We start from the raw sequence: 17,229 nt of genomic DNA, 5'->3' as shown, positions 1-17,229 counted from the left end.
CCAGACCGTCAGCGCCCAGCGCGTAGTCGAGTCTGCTACAGTGGGGGAAGTATTCGCGGCTTAGGCCGAATTCGAGGAGCCGATATCAATGAAGAAATTGGAGTTTGATTACGAGATGAAGCTGTCGTTCAGCTCTCCCGTCACGGACCACCGTTTCCAGTTGCGCTGCGTTCCCGTCTCCGGCCCACGCCAGCAGGTGGTGGATGTCGAGGTCGGCATGGAGCCTGCCGCCGAATTGGAGACCACGATCGATGCCTTCGATGCCGTGGTGAAGACCGGTTATATCCGGCAGGCACATTCTATTTTCAACTATTCGGTCAAAGGCATCGCATTCGTCGATACCGAAAACACCAAGCCGGAGCCCTACAAGCCGCTCTATCGCTTCGACTCCGCGCTGACCGTGCCAGGGCCTTCGCTCGCGGCCATGATCGCGACGTGCAGCGCCAAGCTGGCTGAGCTGGGCGGCGATGCCACAGCCGTCGAACAGGCCCAAGTGGTGATGGGCGAAGTGTTCCGCGCGTTCACCTACACGCCGGGAGCCACCACGATTCGCACTACGGCGGAGCAGGCGCTCACTCAGGGCACGGGCGTGTGCCAGGACTACGCGCACGTCATGCTCGCCGTGTGCAGGCATCTCGGCCTGACCGCGCGCTATATCGCCGGCCTGCTCGGCGGCGAGGGCGCGACTCATGCGTGGACCGAGGTGTACCATGACGGGCGCTGGATCGGGCTGGACCCGACGCATAACCGCATGGTAGACGACAATTACATCACCATCGCCCACGGCCGCGATTACCGCGACTGCATGCTCGACATCGGCATCTTCTCCGGCGACAACGTCAGCCAGAGCCAGTGGGTCAACGCTTCGGTGCACGAACAGTAGGTTTTGCGACGCGACACAGCATTGACTTGCGCGATTCGCTCTTCGTCGTATAATAAACAAGTTGCCTTGTGCAATGTGGATGAGTGTCCGAGCGGTCGAAGGAGCACGCCTCGAAAGCGTGTGAGGGCGAACCCCTCCGCGAGTTCGAATCTCGCCTCATCCGCTAAGCCCTTCGGATTCCACCCCGAGGGGCTTTTACTTTTTCAGCGTGGCGCGGATGCTGCGGTGCCGATGGCCCGTGTTCACGAGAACAGCGCGTCATCGAAGGACGGGTAGCCGTAGTTCAGTGCCTGCTCGACACGCGAAGAGGCCAATCGCGAAAGCGTTCGCAGACCATCAACGTGCGTCGCATCCGAACTCTGACCGCTCGCGCCCGCAATCTCCTCGCGTGCACAGTCGATTTCGACCGCGGCTAGCGTCGGCACGCGCAGACCAGTGCTTTGGTCGATGATCGTATTGTGATTGGCGAGCAGCTGCTTGACGGAGTAGACCTTCTGCCGAGGGTCTTTGATGCGCGTCGCCCCATCGGCATCGGGCGATGCCTCGGACACCGCGGATGCCAGCGAGAACAACCGCGAAGCAGTGGCCTTGTGATCATCGCTGAGCATCAGCGTGGCGTTCGACACGCCGCGCGCGGCAAGGACTTCGACTGCGAAACCAGCCCGATCCTCGGCCAGGACCGCGGCCAGAAGCGCATCGGCGCTGGCCTGCAATCGTGCGATGTCGTCAAGTCCGCCGCGATGCGCTGTCGCGGCGGGGTCGGCGTATGATCCGCCTACGGAAGGCGCCAGAACATGCGCAAGATGCTGCGTCTGCGCCGCGCGTATGGTGCCTTCGGCGAAACGCTGTGGGCATGCCGCGGCCACTTCGGTCCATTGGCTGCCGGAAGCGACGGACGCAAGAAATCGCAGCAGGCGCGGATTGTGACCGGCCATCATGGCTTGCGCGCTGCTGGCCGATCGGTACGCTCGGACGCACGGGTTTGCGGCCCTGCTCTCTTCGACCCGTGCCGTCAGCTGCGGGGCTGCGCATCCCGCCGACGAGAGCAGCAGACACCCTACCAGCGCACCGGCAAGGGCGCGCACGAAGTGTCGTTCGCTGTGCATGAAGTGGGTGGAGCGTGTCTGCATAGACCATTAGGATAGTGAAGGATTATGACCAAGTAGGGCACAAGCGCTCGGCTAAATAACTTCATAGGAGGTCTTGCACCATGCAATTGGACCTGACGGGTATTCACCAACTGGCTGCTGGACAGGGAATAGATGCCGAAACGGTGGACGCCGCGCTTGCCGAAGCGTTGCGCCTCGCCTATCTCAAAACACCGAAATCCGCGAAACACGCTCGCATCGAACTCGATGATCGCGCAGGCACCTTCACGGTGTGGGCGCGTGACGAGACCGAGGTCGAGCCCACCGAGGACAACCCCCACCCGATTCCCGAACTCGGCGAGGAATACGACGACACGCCCAAGGGCTTCGGACGGCTTGCGGCGGCTACGGCCCGCCAAGTCATCAGTCAGCTGTTCCGCAGTGCCGAGGACGAGAAGATCTTCGGAGCCTTCTCCGGCCAGCGCGGCAAGCTGATCACCGGAGTCGTGCAGCAGGACGTCAAGGATCCGGCCAATGTGCATGTCGCCGTGGGCGACGTGGAGGCCATTCTGCCCAAGCGCGAGCAGGTGCCGGGCGAGCGATACCGCCACGGCGAGCGCATTCGCGTCTACGTCGTCAACGTGGCGCGCGGGCTCAAGGGCTCGGAGATCATCGTCTCGCGCTCCCACCCCGAGCTGGTGCGCCGGCTGTTCGAACGCGAGGTTCCTGAGCTGGTCTCCGGAGCCGTGTCGATTATGGCCATTGCGCGTGAGGCGGGCGCTCGCACGAAGATCGCCGTGCATGCGAACACGGAGGGCGTCAATCCCAAGGGTGCGCTGATCGGCCCGGGAGGCGCTCGCGTTCGCGCGGTGATGGAGAATCTGGGACCGGAGAAGATCGACATCGTCGACTGGTCCAAGGATCCCGCGCAGTTCGTCGCTTCGGCGCTTTCTCCTGCGGTGGCGACCGGCGTGCACGTCGTCAGCGAGAAGAACAAGACGGCCATCGCCTACATCCATGACGATCAGCTTTCGCTGGCCATCGGCAAGGAGGGGCAGAACGCCCGCCTCGCCGCCAAACTCACCGGCTGGAAGATCGGCATCGAATCCAGCGAGGCGCATGCGGCCAAGGAGGCTGCCGAGCGGAAAAGCGCGGAGCAGCAGAGCGCCGATCCCGGCAGCACCGAGCAACAGGACGCCGAGCCGCAGGACAACAGCAAGGCTTGACGGGCGCATCGGGGGCGCATTGACGGTTGACGCTGCTGAGCGCAGTCAGCCGGGACGAATGCGCTGCCGCTGCGCCGGCAACACATGGTCGCATTATGCATTGATGGACGCAATCCAGCGTCTCGAGTATGCTGAATGCGGTAATTCGCGAGCGTATGCACACCGCATGCGCTTCGTGGCATGGAGACGAGGTAACGCAATCATGGTCGCACGATGAAACAGGGTAGGCTCGCCGTCATCGAAAGCTGACCGCGCATGTACGCGCGGTCACTGGAATTAGGAGAAAACTGAGTGGCAAAACAGCGCGTATATGAACTAGCCAAGGACCTTGGCGTCGACAGCAAGGCTGTCCTTGAGAAGCTCAAGGACATGGGGGAGTTCGTCAAATCCGCCTCGTCGACGGTCGAGGCACCGGTTGTGCGCCGATTGAAGAATGCCTTCGCAGGAGCTGATGCGCATCAGCAGGCTTCCGCGGGCACCCGTGACAAGGCAAAGCCCAACGCGGGCAAGACCGCTACCGCACCGCATGCAGCAGCGTCGCATACGCATACATCAGCAACGCCGCACGCGCCGGGCTCGCATGGTTCGGCCCAGCATACGTCGGCGACGCCCTCGCCCGCAGCAAGGCAGGGTGATGGTCCCAAGCCAGGTTCATCGCGCTCGAATGCGCCGAAACCGGCCGGTTCTTCGTCCCAGCGCAGGCAGGAGCAGAGCGGTTCCGGACGTCAGGCGCGTCCAGGCGATCGCGATCGCGATCGCAACCGTCAGCGTTCCGCATCCCAGTCGGTGCCCCGTCCGGGTCGTTTGCACGGCAATGGCGATAACGGCAACGGCGGCGGCCATGCGCCGCACCCAGCAGCGCCACGAGGCCAGCAGCCGGGCGCTTCCGATGCGCAGCCGCGCACCCATTCGGCATCCGGGCCTCGTCCTGGCAACAATCCCTTCAGCCGCAAGCAGGGCATGCATACGCCTACGCCAGGCGATATACCGCGTCCTCATCCGATGGCTCGTCCGACGGTCAGCAACGGTCGCGGCAAAGGCCGTCCCGGCCAAGGCGGTCAGGGAGGTCGAGGCGGTTTCCGAGGTCGTCCTGGGCAGGGCGGCCAAGGGGGAGCAGCCAGGCCAGGTCAGTGGGGCCACAACCGCCCCGGCCAGACCGGTGGCGCGACCCAAGGTCGCACCGGCACCGGCACTGGTCGCTTCGGAGGCGGCAGCAACACCGGCGGCGGCTTCCAAGGCGCTTCCGGCACCACGAATAACGGCCCCTCGCGTGGCGGCGGTCGCGGACGCGGCGGCACTGCAGGCGCGTTCGGTCGTCAGGGAGGCAGATCCTCCAAGTCGCGCAAGAACCGTCTTGCGAAGCGTCATGATTTCGAAGAGATCAAAGCGCCGGTCATCGGCGGCGTGCGCATCCCGGCAGGCCATGGGCAGATCATCCGCCTGCGCCAGGGCGCCACGCTCTCCGACCTGGCTGAGAAGATCAACGTCAACCCGGCGGCTTTGGTGACTGTGCTCTTCCACTTGGGAGAAATGGCCACGGCCACGCAGTCCTTGGACGAGTCCACCTTCCAGATTCTGGGCGAGGAGATCGGCTGGAACATCCAGATCGTCTCGGCCGAAGAGGAAGACAAGGAGCTGCTGCAGCAGTTCGACATCAACCTGGACGACGAGGAGCATCAGGACAGCGAGGATCTTCAGCCCCGCCCGCCGGTGGTCACCGTCATGGGCCATGTCGACCACGGCAAGACCCGACTGCTCGACACGATCCGCAAGACCAAGGTCGTCGAGCGCGAGGCCGGCGGCATCACCCAGCGCATCGGCGCTTATCAGGTGACCGTGGATCTCGAGGGCGCCGACCGCAAGATCACCTTCCTCGACACCCCTGGCCACGAGGCCTTCACTGCCATGCGCGCGCGTGGCGCCGAACTGACCGATGTCGCGATTCTGGTCGTGGCCGCGGATGACGGCGTGATGCCGCAGACCGTCGAGGCCATCAACCACGCGCAGGCGGCCGATGTGCCGATCGTCGTGGCGGTCAACAAGATCGATGTGCCCGGAGCCAACCCCGAAAAGGTGCGCGGGCAGCTCACCGAATTCGGCCTCGTGCCCGAGGAATACGGCGGCAGCACCATGTTCGTCGACATCTCGGCGAAGCAGGGAACCAACGTCGACAAGCTCCTCGAAGCCGTGCTGCTCACGGCCGACGCCGAGCTCGATCTGCAGGCGAACCCGGATATGGACGCCCGCGGAGCGACCGTCGAGGCCCGCCTCGACAAGGGCCGCGGCGCTGTGGCGACCGTGCTGGTGCAATCCGGCACGCTGCATGTCGGCGACGCCATCGTGGCAGGCACCTCCTATGGTCGCGTCCGCGCGATGATGGACGAGAACGGCATCCAGATGAAGGAAGCCGCGCCTTCCACGCCGGTTCAGGTGCTGGGACTCACCTCCGTGCCAACCGCAGGAGACCTGTTCCTCGTGGCCTCGGACGACCGCGCCGCACGCCAGATCGCCGAGAAGCGTCAGGCGAGCGAGCGTGCCGCGCAGCTGGCCAAGCGCCGCAAGATCGTCTCTCTCGAAGGCCTCAAAGAGCAGTTCGCCAAATCCGAGGTGGATATGCTCAACATCGTCATCAAGGGCGATTCCTCCGGTTCCGTCGAGGCGCTGGAAGACTCCCTGATGAAGATCGAGGTCTCCGACGAGGTCGGCATCCAGGTCATCCACCGCGGCGTCGGCGCGATCACGCAGAACGACGTCAACCTGGCGACCGTCGACAAGGCCGTCATCATCGGCTTCAACGTGCGTCCGAACCGTCAGGTCGCCGATCTGGCCGAGCACGAAGGCGTGGAGATCAAGTACTACTCGATCATCTACAAGGCCATCGAAGACATCGAGGCCGCGCTCAAGGGCATGCTCAAACCGGAGTATGAGGAGGTTACGACCTCGCATTCCGAGATCCGCGAGATCTTCCGTTCCTCCAAGTTCGGCAACATCGCCGGCGTCCTGGTGCAGGACGGCGAAGTCAAGCGGGGCACGAAGTGCCGCATCCTGCGCGACGGCGTCGCCACGGTCAACGACCTGGAGATCTCCTCGCTGCGTCGCTTCAAGGACGACGTGCAGTCGGTCAAGGAAGGCTACGAGGCCGGCATCAACCTCGGCACCTTTAACGACATCGAAGTGGGCGACATCATCGAAACCTTCGAAATGCAGGAGATCGAGCGGAAGTAGTCCGTTAGCGGTGACTGTGTAGGTTATCCGCTGCGTTTGGAAAGGAGGGGCATTGTCCGACACGCTCCAAAGCCGCTCGGCCGGTCATACGGTCTGACAATGCCCCTCCTTTCCAAACGCAGCTCGTTTTTCATAGAGAGTCCCTTTATGGATTAAATGCCGTTCATTTTACTGTATGCATGAACGGTTGGCGATGGTGTTTGTGGAGGGGAATAAAAGCCCTCTGATCTTTTTGGTTCAATAATCTTGATGCCCTCTATGTAAGGAATTGATATGGCGGGAACTAATCCTCGGGCGGCGCGTATTGCCAAACTCGTTCAGCGCGTTATCGCTGCGTCCATCGAGACCCAGTTGCATGACAAGCGCTTGGAGAATGTGACCATCACCGAGGTGCGGGTCACCAACGACCTGCAGCTTGCCCGGGTCTTCTGGACCCAGCTGGGCGACGATGGCAAGGAGCAAGGGGAGCGCAAGCGCGCCACCCAGGCGTTGCGGCAGGCCAAGGGCCGGCTGCGCGCTGCCGTCGGCGCGAAGGCCGGGCTGCGGCTCACGCCGGAGCTGCAGTTCATCTATGACGAGGTGCCCAGCGAGGCGCACGAGATCGAGGACATCCTCGCTGCGGCCCGCAAGCGCGATGAGGAACTCGCCAAGGCGCGTGCCAACGCACGGTATGCCGGGGAGGAAGACCCCTATCGGCACGGCGACGAACCAGCGGATGACGAATCCGGCGATGAATTCGACGAATCCGATGATGCCGGTGGATTCGGCGGCTTTGACGGTGCCGATGGCTACGGAGCCGGTTTCGCCGGCGCGATCGGCGGTGTTGATTTCGACGACCTAGATAGCGACAGCATTGACGATAGCGCCGATGCAGATAGCTTAGGCGCCAATGGCGACGCGGATGACAATGCCGTGAGCGAGGATGAGGGCTTCGGCGAAGTCGACTCCGATTCCGACGATACGGTCGCTGACGACACCATGGACGAGAATGCTGCGGGCAACGATGCCGATTCTGGTTCGCTGCCGGTGCGCGAAGCGTGAGCCGGGGCATGGCTCCAACGTCTCAGCTCGGTTCCGGCCTCCTCGTCATCGACAAGCCACGGGGCGTGACCAGCCATGACGTGGTGGCTGCGGTGCGTTCGATGCTGCACATCAAGCGGGTCGGACACGCCGGAACGCTTGACCCGATGGCCACCGGCGTGCTGATCGTTGGATTTGGCCACGCCACGCGGCTGCTCAATGTCATCGTGGGGCACGACAAGACCTACGAGGCGACGATTCGGCTGGGCGTGGCGACGACGACCGACGACGCCGAAGGCGAGCCGATTGCGGCTGATCCGCTGCCTGATTGCGAGTCGATCGACCAAGCAACGATTGAGCAGGTCATTCGGGAGCGTTTCATCGGTGTGATCGACCAAGTGCCAAGCATTTACTCCGCCATCAAAATCGACGGCAAACGCGCCTACGACCTTGCTCGGCAAGGCGTGGACGTCGAACTGAAAGCCCGGTCGATTACGGTCAGCGCCTTCGACGTTCTTGACATGCGACGAGTGTCCAGCACGACTGCGAGTCCAGCTCCTGAAACAGCTTTCAGAGCACGGACGGCGGCAGCGGCGGAACCGGAAACCGCAACGGCGGCGCCGGGAACGACAACAGCTCCGCATGGCAATCTGATCGACCTTGACGTGCGGGTCACCTGCTCGGCAGGCACCTATATACGCGCTCTTGGCCGCGACCTCGGGCGCGAACTCGGCGTCGGCGGGCACCTGACTGCTTTGCGCCGCACCCGCATCGGCGATTTCGATGTCACTGCGCCGCATGTTATGCCTGCCCGCGCTGTCGCCAGAACCTACATCGGCCGGGAAGGCCACGAGGTCACGCGCAACAAGGCAGTATTCGACTGTGACGCGGACGGATTGCGTTCATGCGCGATGCCGATGCTTGAGGCGGCGAAGGCCGCTATGCCGAGCATCGCGATAACCGAGGCGCAGGCTCGCGACCTGCGCTTCGGCAGGCGCATCGAGGTGCACGTGCGCATTGATGCGCCGACGGCCGCATACGTGCAGCCCAGTGGCGAGGTGATCGCGATTCTCGAGCCGGCTGGCGACGCCGACGCAGGCATCGCCAAGCCGGTGGCCGTCTTCCCTGCGGATTGATTCGCTGGTATTGTTGACGCCGGTACACGACTTGACGAGGACTTATGAATATCACCACTTTGACACCTGACGCTAACGGCTTGGTCGACTGGCCCACCTTAAGCAAAACCAAGAAAGCCGTGGTCACGGTCGGCGGATTCGACGGCATGCATTTGGGCCATCGCGGGGTAATCGAGCGGGTGGTTCAGCTAGCCAAGGCAACCAAATCCTTCTCCGTGGTCATCATGTTCGACCCGCGCCCGGGCGTCGTGCATCATTACGCCGCCACGCACCACAACAGCGAGCCGGGCCCCGACTTCCGCGATACCGGGGCGCTGACCTCGGCCAGCCAGCGCATACGCGTGATGCGCGAGCTGGGCATCGACCAGGTGCTGGTCGTGCGCTACTCGCTGGCCTTCGCCGCGAAATCATTCCGTTTCTTCCTCGGTCAGCTGGTCGGCAAGCTCGGCATGCGCACGATCGTACTGGGCGCGGACGCCGCTATGGGCGCGAACCGCACCGGTGACGTCAAGGCCATCGAGAACCTTGCCCAGGCCACCGGCGTGTTCGAACTGGATGTCGTGGGCGATCGAGGCCCAGGCTACGTGCGCGTCCCGGCCGACATCGTTCCGCAGGCGCCGCTTGGTCCGGGAGAACCCGCCGACCCGACCGACGGCATGACCAAGGCCGAGCTGCGCGCATGGAGCAAGGACCATCAGGGCCGCAAAGTGCGCGTGTGGAGCTCGTCCAACGTGCGCTACCTGCTCTCGCAAGGGCGCATCAAGGCCGCGAATCAGGTGCTCGGGAGTCTGCACGGCATCGAGGGCACGGTGGTGCATGGCGAAAGCAGCGGCGTCGACCGTATTGGCTTCCCCACGGCGAATCTCGGCCAGTCCGTCGAGGGCTATATACCCGTTGATGGCGTCTACGCCGGGTGGGTGGTCGATTTGGGCAAGCCTGGGCAATCCGATGAGCTCGCAGCTCCGAGCGAAGAAATGCGCCTGTCCGCGCACTCCGCATGGCGCTGGCCCGCAGCCATATCCATCGGCACCAAGCCGACCTTCAGCGAGGCAACCGGAATCAACGAGCGCGTAGTGGAAGCCTATGCCATAACCGACAAGCAGCTCGATCTGTATGGGCATATGCTGCGGGTCGAGTTCGCCGGCTTCCTGCGTCCGCAGATCAAGTTCGACGGCATCGACGAGCTCAAGGCGGCGCTTGCCGGCGATGTGGAGCACACTTTGGCGCTGACGACGCAAGCGTCCTGACTTCATCGTGCCTGAATCCCTGATGCTTCGCCATTGTTTTACCCTATGAACGCACTATTCGTCATTTATTAGGCACATTTCGGTGCAGGACTGCTCGAACAAGCTTCTCCGCACCGTCGTCTTGCATTCAGGAATGGCGGAATTGCAGGCATCGGGCAATGGGCGCAGGGAGCATATACTTTCGCATCTGCCTAATAGACGAAAAAACTGCCTAATAGACGTGTTGAACAGTCTGTACTGAACAGCCATAGCGTGGAAACGACCATTATGCTGATAACAGCCCTGGAGCAACGCTTATTAAGCAGTTTTTTCGTCTATTAAGCACTTGGCAAAGTAGCCAGCACGTTCCTGCACATTCCGCAGACACTGTTTTGGCGGAATGACGCCATTCTTGAGCATTGACGTATGACCGATTCGGCGCATGCGACTGCATGTTTCCCGTGAATCTGCTTAATTGATTCCGCGAAGCAGTTGCGATCCCATATCAGTTGGGCAAACGCCGTGAGCTACGCGCTGCAATAATACATACGCGACCATGTGCGGCAAAGTGCAGAGAGCTCGAATGCTGCAAAATCTGCAATGGGGCAAAAGTATGTTACGATAACAGTGTTATCAGATAACACTGTTATCGTTTGGAGGCTTCATGACGGCACGAGGCAGCGAAACCCGTAAGCGCATTGTCGACCAGGCGGTTCGCGACATACGCGAGCACGGGTATGGGCAGGTATCGTTACGCTCGCTTGCGGCGGAGCTCGGGCTGACGACCGGCTCGGTGTACCGGCATTTCGAGTCCAAAGAAGAGCTGTTGAACGCTGCAGGCTATGAGATGTCGCAGATTATCAACGATGCGGTTGTGCCCTCAGTTGCGGATAAGGGCGAAAGGCCATCCGGCGGTAGCGTTGCCGCGAGCGGCAATACGGCAATCAGCGATATCTCAACGAGTGATGTCGCAAGTGATGGCGACCATGACGACATTGAAGACAGGGGTGCCGCCAGCAATGTCAATGCAGGCAGCGACGCCGCAGATAGCAATGTCGAAATCCTTTTGGGAATCGCGGATAGGCTGCTGCAGTTGATGCGCGACGACCCGTATGGCGTGGAATTTCTTTTCTTCGGGCCGTTGTACGGCATGGCAACAAAGCAGCCCGGCGCAGTCGAAACGCCGCGCTTTCTCGCCACCTTGCTCGGCATATGCGCTCGACTATGCGAACGCTACGATGCATCCGTCGATCCGAAGCAGCTGTTTGTGCAGATATGGGCGTTCATCCAAGGCTATGGCAATCTCATCATGCGAGGCGTCGCGGAGTACGACGCAAGCATGCTTCGCGAAGCGCTGATGCGACTGCTTGGCAAACCATCTCCAGAACCTTCGGCGCCTTCGCCGCCGCCGGATGCACGCAAACACGCAGCCAAATGAGCTGCCGATATCCAAACGTTCCTTCATTCGCAACCAGCAACTACGACAAACCAACAACCGCAACAAAGGAGCTGCTATGAGCAACGTAGTCGTTATCTATTGTCATCCGTATGAGCGAAGTTTCAATCATGCCGTGCTGCGCACCGTCGTCGAGGCGCTGAACGAACAGGGCCACGAGACGCATGTCATCGATCTGCACGACGAAGGTTTCAATCCCGCCTACGACGCCGAGGAGCTGCGGCTGTTCCATGAAGGCGACACGCACGACCCACAGGTGAGCGCCTATCTGAGCATGCTGCGCAGGGCCGATACGGCAGTGTTTATTACGCCGATCTGGTGGAATTCGATTCCCGGCATGCTCAAAGGCTTCATCGACAAGGTGATGAAGGAGGGCGAGGGACTGAGCCACACGATAGGCCGCTTCGGCGTCCAAGGGGAGCTGACCAACATCAAGCACACCTACGTGCTCACCACATCCACCTCACCGACGCTTTTCTTCCGCCTGTTCCTTGGCGACGGCGTCAAACGGATCTTCATCAACCAGACGCTCAAGCAGCTCGGCATGCAGCATCGGCGCTGGATCAACTTCGGCGGCATCACCGCGTCCACGCCCCAGCAGCGCAAACGGCATCTCGCCAAAATCGCGACGATGCAGTTCGAATAAGCATCACGAGAGCAAGGAGCATGTCGCGTGAAGTGGGGTCCTGCTGGGGGAGTAAAGGGCCGAAAAGAGACTATTCCAGTCCCCCCCAGTTCGAGCCGTGTCACGCTAGGCGCAGAGCGGCCTGCGATGAATTCGTTCACCGTCCGTAGGCTTCGAGCAGCCTGAGCCAGATCTCACTGATCGTCGGGTACGAAGGAACGGCATGCCACAATCTGTCGATCGTGACCTCGCCCACAATCGCAATCGTCGCAGACTGCAGCAATTCCGCGACATCCTGGCCAACGAATGTCGCGCCGACAATCACATGGCGTTCTTCGTCGACGACGATTTTCGCGCGTCCGGTGTATCCATCGGCGTGCAGGGAGGAGCCGGCGACTGCGCCGAGATCATAATCGACGGCCCGTATGCGCAGCCCTTTGCTATGCGCTTGATCCTCAGTGAGCCCGACGCTCGCCACTTGCGGATCGGTGAACACCACATGGGGAACGGCTACATGGTCGGCCGTGGCAACATGCCGGCCCCATGGCTCGTTCGAAACCGGTCGGCCCTGGATGCGAGCCGCGATGGCCTCGCCCGCAGCCCGCGCCTGATATTTCCCTTGGTGAGTGAGCAGTGCGCGGCCGTTCACATCGCCGACCGCGTACAGCCAGTCGGTGCCCCGAACCAGCATCGTGTCATCCACCGCAAGCTTCGCGCCGAGATGAACGCTGTCAAGGCCGATGTCGTCGGTATTCGGCCGTCGTCCGGTGGACACCAGAATCTCTTCCGCCGTGATGCGCTCGCCGTCGTCCAATGTTGCGGTGACCAAGCCGCTCTCGTTTCGCTCGACGCGTGCCGGTGTGGTGTCGCAGCGTATGCCAATGCCATCGTCTTCCATCGCTTTCCTGAGATATTCGCCTGCGAACGGCTCTTCGTGCCGCAGGAGGGCACTATGGGCCAGCACTGTGACCTGCGAGCCGAGCGAGGAAAAGGCGAACGCCAGCTCCAGCGCGGCCGGTCCGCCGCCGAGCACGATCAGTCGCGGGGGAATATGCTCGGCGGCGGTCGCCTCGCGGGTGCCCCAAGGAGCCGACTGAGCGAGACCTGGAATATCCGGCACCACCGGAACCGAGCCGGTCGCCAGCGCAACCGCGCCTGCCGTGTACGTACGTTCGCCCACCATGACCCGGTGGGGACCGGTCAACCGGCCGTAGCCTCGAATCAGTTCGATGCCCGCGGATTCAAGCCACGATACCTGGCCGTCATCCTTCCATTCGCTGGTGAACGACGAACGTCTGCGCAGCACGGCAGAAACGTCGATGTCGCCGGTGATCGCTTCGCGTGCGCCGGGCAGCCGCCGTGCTGCGCGGATCGCGTCGGCGCTGCGCAAAAGCGCCTTCGATGGCATGCATGCCCAATACGAGCATTCTCCGCCGACCAGTTCGGATTCGATGACTGCCGCCTTGGCACCTTGCTTCGTCGCATAATCGGCCACATTCTCGCCGACCGGGCCGCTGCCGATGACGATCACATCATAGTCGTATGGGCGCTTATTCGTTGATGTTGGTGATGTCACAGTTGTCTCCTTCGTTGGCAGCAGTGCCGGGTTGTCAATGCGGGCTGTGCGAGGCGTCTTGGCTGAGATATGCCATTGCCGAGGCGCATGTGCAGGAGCACGCGGTTGCCGCGATTCACATCTGGCATCGACCTGGATTCATGGACCAATGCATGTGCCGCATATTGGTGTATATGCTTCCAGAATACCGGCGGGCATGAAGGTCTTATCCCTTAGCGAAGAAGTTGATGATCGGCCGTGATGGGGATAGGGTGGGCGAAACAGGCTTGCCGAAGTCGGCGCACTCTGGATTACATGCATAACTGCAGGCGTATGAAGGCTGAAGGTGGTTCGCGCGCATCGTCACGGTGACGGCATTCAACAATTCACATTCAACAGTTCAGGAGGGGCCGCGTGATCGAATACACGCATGTGAGCAAGCAATTCTCAGACGGCACAGTGGCGGTGAAGGATTTCAATCTGGTTATCCCTTCCCGCAAGATAACCGTGCTGGTAGGCTCTTCGGGATGCGGAAAGACGACGCTGCTGCGCATGATCAACAGCATGGTGGAGCCGACTTCCGGAACTGTGTCGATCGACGGGGAAGACGTAGCGGACCAGCCGGCAGTGACGCTGCGCCGCCACATCGGCTACGTCATGCAGAATGCCGGGCTGCTGCCTCATTTCACTGTTGCGCGCAATATCGCGACAGTGCCTAGGCTGCTGGGAAGCACGCGTCGCGCGGCGCATACTCGCGCGTTGGAGCTGATGAGCGTGGTCGGTCTTGATCCTGCGATAGCCGATCGGTATCCGAGCCAGCTTTCGGGCGGTCAGCAGCAGCGGGTGGGCGTGGCCCGCGCACTGGCGGCCGACCCGAATATTCTGTTGATGGATGAACCGTTTGGCGCGGTGGATCCGATCGTTCGCGCCGAGCTGCAGCGCGAGCTGTCCAGACTGCAGCGAGAGCTGGGCAAAACGGTCGTATTCGTCACCCATGACATCGATGAGGCGTTTCTGCTTGGCGATCAGGTGGTGATTCTTACCGCCGGCGCTCATAGAGAACAAGTGGGGTCCGCCAATGAGATCATCGAGCATCCGGCCAATGATTTCGTAGCCGAGTTCATCGGCGCGGATCATGGCTCCCGGGCCTTGCGCATCCGCGAGACCGAGACCGGCCGGGTGCTGGTCGACGGCAACGGCCGCATGCGCGGCGTGCTGGTCGAGAACGGTTCGTGATATGGCCTGGACGCTGAACAACCTTGCGCTGATCGTGTCGCTGACGGCAGATCACCTGCAGCAGAGCCTGATCGCCATCGTGGCTGGTTTCGCGCTCTCATTGCCGCTGGGATGGGCGGCATGGCGCGTGCGCTGGCTGCGCTCGACGATACTGACCGCAACCGGAGTGCTCTACACGATTCCCTCGCTGGCGCTGCTGCTGATCCTGCCGGTCGCCATCGGGTACCCGGCCACGAGCGAGGTCAATCTGATTGTGGCGCTGACCATATACGCGATCGCGATTATGGTACGCGCGGTGGTCGAAGGGCTTGACTCGGTTGACGCCAGCGCCAGAGAGGCGGCTACTGCAATCGGATACGGTTCCACACGCCGGTTCTGGACTGTGGACCTGCCATTGGCGGGCCCGGTCATTCTCGCCGGCGTGCGCGTCGCCGCCGTGAGCACGATTTCGCTGGCTACGGTTGGCATTCTGGTTGGCGTCACCAATCTCGGCTACCTGTTTACCGACGGGCTGCAGCGAAGAATCATCGCAGAGGTTCTCGCCGGCATCGTCGCGGTCGCTGTCATCGCGGTCGTGATCGACTTGATTTTGCTGTGCGTCGGTCGCCTGGTGATGCCGTGGACGCATGCTTCGCACGCTCGAACCCGCAGACAGATATCGACGACGCGAACCCTGCAAGCCTCGCAAACTTCGCGAACGCCAGCGTCTACGCCAGCGAGATCGGAGGAGCTTCGATGAATCTGGTATCCGACGCGATGGCCTGGCTGTTCGCGCCAGCTCAATGGCAGGGAGCTGGCGCATTGTCGCTGCTGCTGTTCCAGCAGCTGTATCTTACCGCCATACCGATTGCCATTGCAGCGCTCATAGCCATTCCGGCCGGCTGGACGATCGGTCATACGGGCCATGGGCGCGAGATCGCGGTGGCGATTTCCGGCGCGGCGCGGGCCATTCCCTCGTTCGGGCTGCTGATTCTGCTCGTTCTTCTGCTGGGCGTGCTTCACAAACCTGCCGCCGGAGGCATCACCTTTGTGCTTCTTGCGATTCCGTCATTGCTGGCCGGCGCCTATACCGGGTGCGAGGCAGTTGACCGCAGCGTCATCGATGCGGCCCGTGCCGCAGGCATGTCGGAATGGCAGATTCTGCGGAAAGTCGAAATACCGCTTGGCTTGCCGCTGCTCGTAGGAGGACTGCGATCGGCTGTGCTCCAAGTCGTGTCCACGGTCACCATCGCCGCCTACGTCAATCTCGGCGGGCTTGGCCTGCCGATCATCACCGGCATTGCGTTGCAACGCTACGATATGGTGCTAGGCGGCTCGCTGCTCGTCGCCTTGCTCGCCCTGGCGCTTGACGCGCTGCTTGCCGCCATCCAGCGGGCCGTTGTTCCCAAAGGAGCGCGGGCCGCGTCATAATCCGCTAAAAGCTTGAAATTTCAAGCATTATTGAAGTCCCAATATACTTGACTGATCATCGTCCAAAGTAGGAACGCAGGCAATTCAGGAATACCAGTATCGGGAATGCAATCAATTCAGGAAAACAAGTACAGAGAGAAGAAAATCATGCTTCATCAACGTTTTCGCAGTTTGCGTACGGTTTTGGCTGCTGCCATCGTCTCGGCCATGCTCATTCTGGCCGGGTGCGGCTCCGGCAATCCGCTTTCCGGCTCCAGTTCCGGCGCTGCCGCTTCATCCGACACGATCGTCATCGGATCGCAAGCCTACTATTCCAACGAAATCATCGCGGAGATCTACGCCCAAGCGCTCGAGGGAAAGGGCTTCAGCGTCAAACGCCAATTCAACATCGGTCAGCGCGATGCATACATGCCCCAGGTGAAAAGCGGCGCGATCAGCCTGTTCCCCGAATACACCGGCAATCTGCTGCAATACGTCGACAGCAAGGCTGCGGTGAGTTCTTCGGAGGCGGTCTACGCGGCGCTGAAGAAGGCTTTGCCAAGCAGCCTCACCGTGCTTGATCAGGCTTCGGCCACTGATCAGGATTCCTATACGGTCACCAAGGCCTTTGCCGACAAATATCAGCTCAGCTCGATCGCCGATCTGGCGAAGGTGAGCGAAAAGCTTACTCTCGGCGGGCAGCCCGAGCTTGCAGACAGGCCGTACGGTCCGAAAGGACTGAAGAAGACCTATGGCATCTCCGTCGACTTCTCCGCGACCGGGCAGACGACGGTCGAGGACCTGGCGGCGGGGACCATCAACGTCGCCGATGTGTTCACGGCCGACCCGAATATCCAGACCCGCAATCTGGTGGTGCTGAAGGACCCCAAAGCGCTGATTCTCGCCTCGAACGTGGTGCCGCTGGCAAACAAGAGCATTGCCGACAAGGTGGCTCCCACGATCAATGCGGTGAGCGCGAAGCTCACGCCGGCGAGTCTGATCTCCCTCAATGTGCGCAGCACCGTCAAGCAGGAGTCGCCATCCGTCATCGCCAAGGCATGGCTTGCCGACAACAAGCTCAACTGACAAGTCGCGTCGCGGCACGGGTTCGCCTCATCTGCGGGCCGCGATAGTGCAAGGGGTATCGTTCTCGTTCGGTCCCTT

Annotated in this window: 13 protein-coding genes, 1 tRNA gene and 2 pseudogenes; 14 read left to right on the top strand and 2 right to left on the bottom strand. The window is 61.7% G+C overall.

Annotation, left to right across the window (positions count from 1 at the left end; genetic code table 11):
• Nucleotides 1-88 precede the first annotated feature (88 nt).
• Both BISU_RS08560 and BISU_RS08555 read left to right on the top strand, forming a co-directional pair.
• Entirely contained in the window at nt 89-883 is a 795-nt protein-coding gene (locus BISU_RS08560) for a transglutaminase domain-containing protein (RefSeq protein WP_024464217.1), read from the top strand.
• Nucleotides 884-960: 77 nt separating this feature from the next.
• A tRNA-Ser gene (locus tag BISU_RS08555) sits at nt 961-1,046 on the top strand.
• Nucleotides 1,047-1,125: 79 nt separating this feature from the next.
• On the opposite strand, the gene BISU_RS08550 is transcribed toward BISU_RS08555, so the two are convergent.
• Complete coding sequence (locus BISU_RS08550) at nt 1,126-2,013, bottom strand: hypothetical protein (protein WP_152599238.1); 888 nt, start codon at nt 2,011-2,013, stop codon at nt 1,126-1,128.
• A gap of 80 nt (nt 2,014-2,093) precedes the next feature.
• Here BISU_RS08550 and nusA point away from each other — a divergent pair, with 80 nt between their 5' ends.
• From nusA to BISU_RS08515, 8 genes and pseudogenes are all read left to right on the top strand, one after another.
• On the top strand, nt 2,094-3,197 hold the full coding sequence (nusA, locus tag BISU_RS08545) for a transcription termination factor NusA (protein WP_024464219.1): 1,104 nt from the start codon (nt 2,094-2,096) through the stop codon (nt 3,195-3,197).
• A gap of 291 nt (nt 3,198-3,488) precedes the next feature.
• Nucleotides 3,489-3,575, top strand: a pseudogene (locus BISU_RS13570) (translation initiation factor IF-2 N-terminal domain-containing protein); the annotation flags it as partial.
• A complete protein-coding gene (gene infB, locus BISU_RS08540) occupies nt 3,567-6,422 on the top strand; it encodes a translation initiation factor IF-2 (protein ID WP_404801792.1) in 2,856 nt (951 codons plus the stop codon). The pseudogene BISU_RS13570 and the gene infB, both read left to right, overlap by 9 nt.
• 273 nt (nt 6,423-6,695) lie before the next feature.
• Nucleotides 6,696-7,175 (top strand): annotated as a pseudogene (rbfA, locus tag BISU_RS13210) (30S ribosome-binding factor RbfA); the annotation flags it as partial.
• Between the two features lie 296 nt (nt 7,176-7,471).
• Entirely contained in the window at nt 7,472-8,578 is a 1,107-nt protein-coding gene (gene truB / locus BISU_RS08530; protein ID WP_024464222.1) for a tRNA pseudouridine(55) synthase TruB, read from the top strand.
• Between the two features lie 44 nt (nt 8,579-8,622).
• Complete coding sequence (locus BISU_RS08525) at nt 8,623-9,825, top strand: riboflavin kinase (protein ID WP_024464223.1); 1,203 nt, start codon at nt 8,623-8,625, stop codon at nt 9,823-9,825.
• Nucleotides 9,826-10,468: 643 nt separating this feature from the next.
• Nucleotides 10,469-11,242: a TetR/AcrR family transcriptional regulator gene (locus BISU_RS08520; RefSeq protein ID WP_024464224.1), complete on the top strand. Its 774-nt coding sequence runs from the start codon at nt 10,469-10,471 to the stop codon at nt 11,240-11,242.
• Nucleotides 11,243-11,318: 76 nt separating this feature from the next.
• On the top strand, nt 11,319-11,906 hold the full coding sequence (locus BISU_RS08515) for an NAD(P)H-dependent oxidoreductase (RefSeq protein WP_024464225.1): 588 nt from the start codon (nt 11,319-11,321) through the stop codon (nt 11,904-11,906).
• A 136-nt stretch (nt 11,907-12,042) separates the two neighbouring features.
• Here the strand turns inward: BISU_RS08515 and BISU_RS08510 are convergent, their stop codons facing one another.
• On the bottom strand, nt 12,043-13,461 hold the full coding sequence (locus BISU_RS08510) for a dihydrolipoyl dehydrogenase family protein (RefSeq protein WP_024464226.1): 1,419 nt from the start codon (nt 13,459-13,461) through the stop codon (nt 12,043-12,045).
• A gap of 393 nt (nt 13,462-13,854) precedes the next feature.
• On the opposite strand from BISU_RS08510, the gene BISU_RS08505 reads away from it, so the two are divergent.
• The 4 genes from BISU_RS08505 (at nt 13,855) to BISU_RS08490 (ending at nt 17,151) form a co-directional block, all read left to right on the top strand.
• Nucleotides 13,855-14,676 carry an ABC transporter ATP-binding protein gene (locus tag BISU_RS08505; protein ID WP_024464227.1) on the top strand — a complete coding sequence of 274 codons (822 nt, stop codon included), beginning with the start codon at nt 13,855-13,857 and terminating at the stop codon, nt 14,674-14,676.
• Between the two features lies 1 nt (nt 14,677).
• On the top strand, nt 14,678-15,415 hold the full coding sequence (locus BISU_RS08500) for an ABC transporter permease (protein ID WP_024464228.1): 738 nt from the start codon (nt 14,678-14,680) through the stop codon (nt 15,413-15,415).
• Nucleotides 15,412-16,086 carry an ABC transporter permease gene (locus BISU_RS08495; protein WP_024464229.1) on the top strand — a complete coding sequence of 225 codons (675 nt, stop codon included), beginning with the start codon at nt 15,412-15,414 and terminating at the stop codon, nt 16,084-16,086. The genes BISU_RS08500 and BISU_RS08495 overlap by 4 nt, the downstream gene beginning before the upstream one ends.
• 147 nt (nt 16,087-16,233) lie before the next feature.
• Nucleotides 16,234-17,151 carry an ABC transporter substrate-binding protein gene (locus BISU_RS08490; RefSeq protein WP_024464230.1) on the top strand — a complete coding sequence of 306 codons (918 nt, stop codon included), beginning with the start codon at nt 16,234-16,236 and terminating at the stop codon, nt 17,149-17,151.
• The last annotated feature ends 78 nt before the right edge of the window (nt 17,152-17,229 follow it).

This window comes from Bifidobacterium subtile, assembly GCF_000741775.1.
GTDB lineage: Bacteria > Actinomycetota > Actinomycetes > Actinomycetales > Bifidobacteriaceae > Bifidobacterium > Bifidobacterium subtile.
Note: the sequence above shows the minus strand (reverse complement) of the source record. Positions and strands in the feature narration are given on the sequence as shown.

Bases quoted from the DNA above. Each gene is read 5' to 3' on its own strand.
- BISU_RS08520 (WP_024464224.1), top strand. From the start codon at position 10,469: ATGACGGCACGAGGCAGCGAAACCCGTAAGCGCATTGTCGACCAGGCG.
- BISU_RS08560 (WP_024464217.1), top strand. From the start codon at position 89: ATGAAGAAATTGGAGTTTGATTACGAGATGAAGCTGTCGTTCAGCTCT.
- BISU_RS08525 (WP_024464223.1), top strand. From the start codon at position 8,623: ATGAATATCACCACTTTGACACCTGACGCTAACGGCTTGGTCGACTGG.
- BISU_RS08490 (WP_024464230.1), top strand. From the start codon at position 16,234: ATGCTTCATCAACGTTTTCGCAGTTTGCGTACGGTTTTGGCTGCTGCC.
- BISU_RS08550 (WP_152599238.1), bottom strand. From the start codon at position 2,013: ATGCAGACACGCTCCACCCACTTCATGCACAGCGAACGACACTTCGTG.
- infB (WP_404801792.1), top strand. From the start codon at position 3,567: ATGGGGGAGTTCGTCAAATCCGCCTCGTCGACGGTCGAGGCACCGGTT.
- BISU_RS08515 (WP_024464225.1), top strand. From the start codon at position 11,319: ATGAGCAACGTAGTCGTTATCTATTGTCATCCGTATGAGCGAAGTTTC.
- BISU_RS08500 (WP_024464228.1), top strand. From the start codon at position 14,678: ATGGCCTGGACGCTGAACAACCTTGCGCTGATCGTGTCGCTGACGGCA.
- nusA (WP_024464219.1), top strand. From the start codon at position 2,094: ATGCAATTGGACCTGACGGGTATTCACCAACTGGCTGCTGGACAGGGA.
- BISU_RS08495 (WP_024464229.1), top strand. From the start codon at position 15,412: ATGAATCTGGTATCCGACGCGATGGCCTGGCTGTTCGCGCCAGCTCAA.
- truB (WP_024464222.1), top strand. From the start codon at position 7,472: ATGGCTCCAACGTCTCAGCTCGGTTCCGGCCTCCTCGTCATCGACAAG.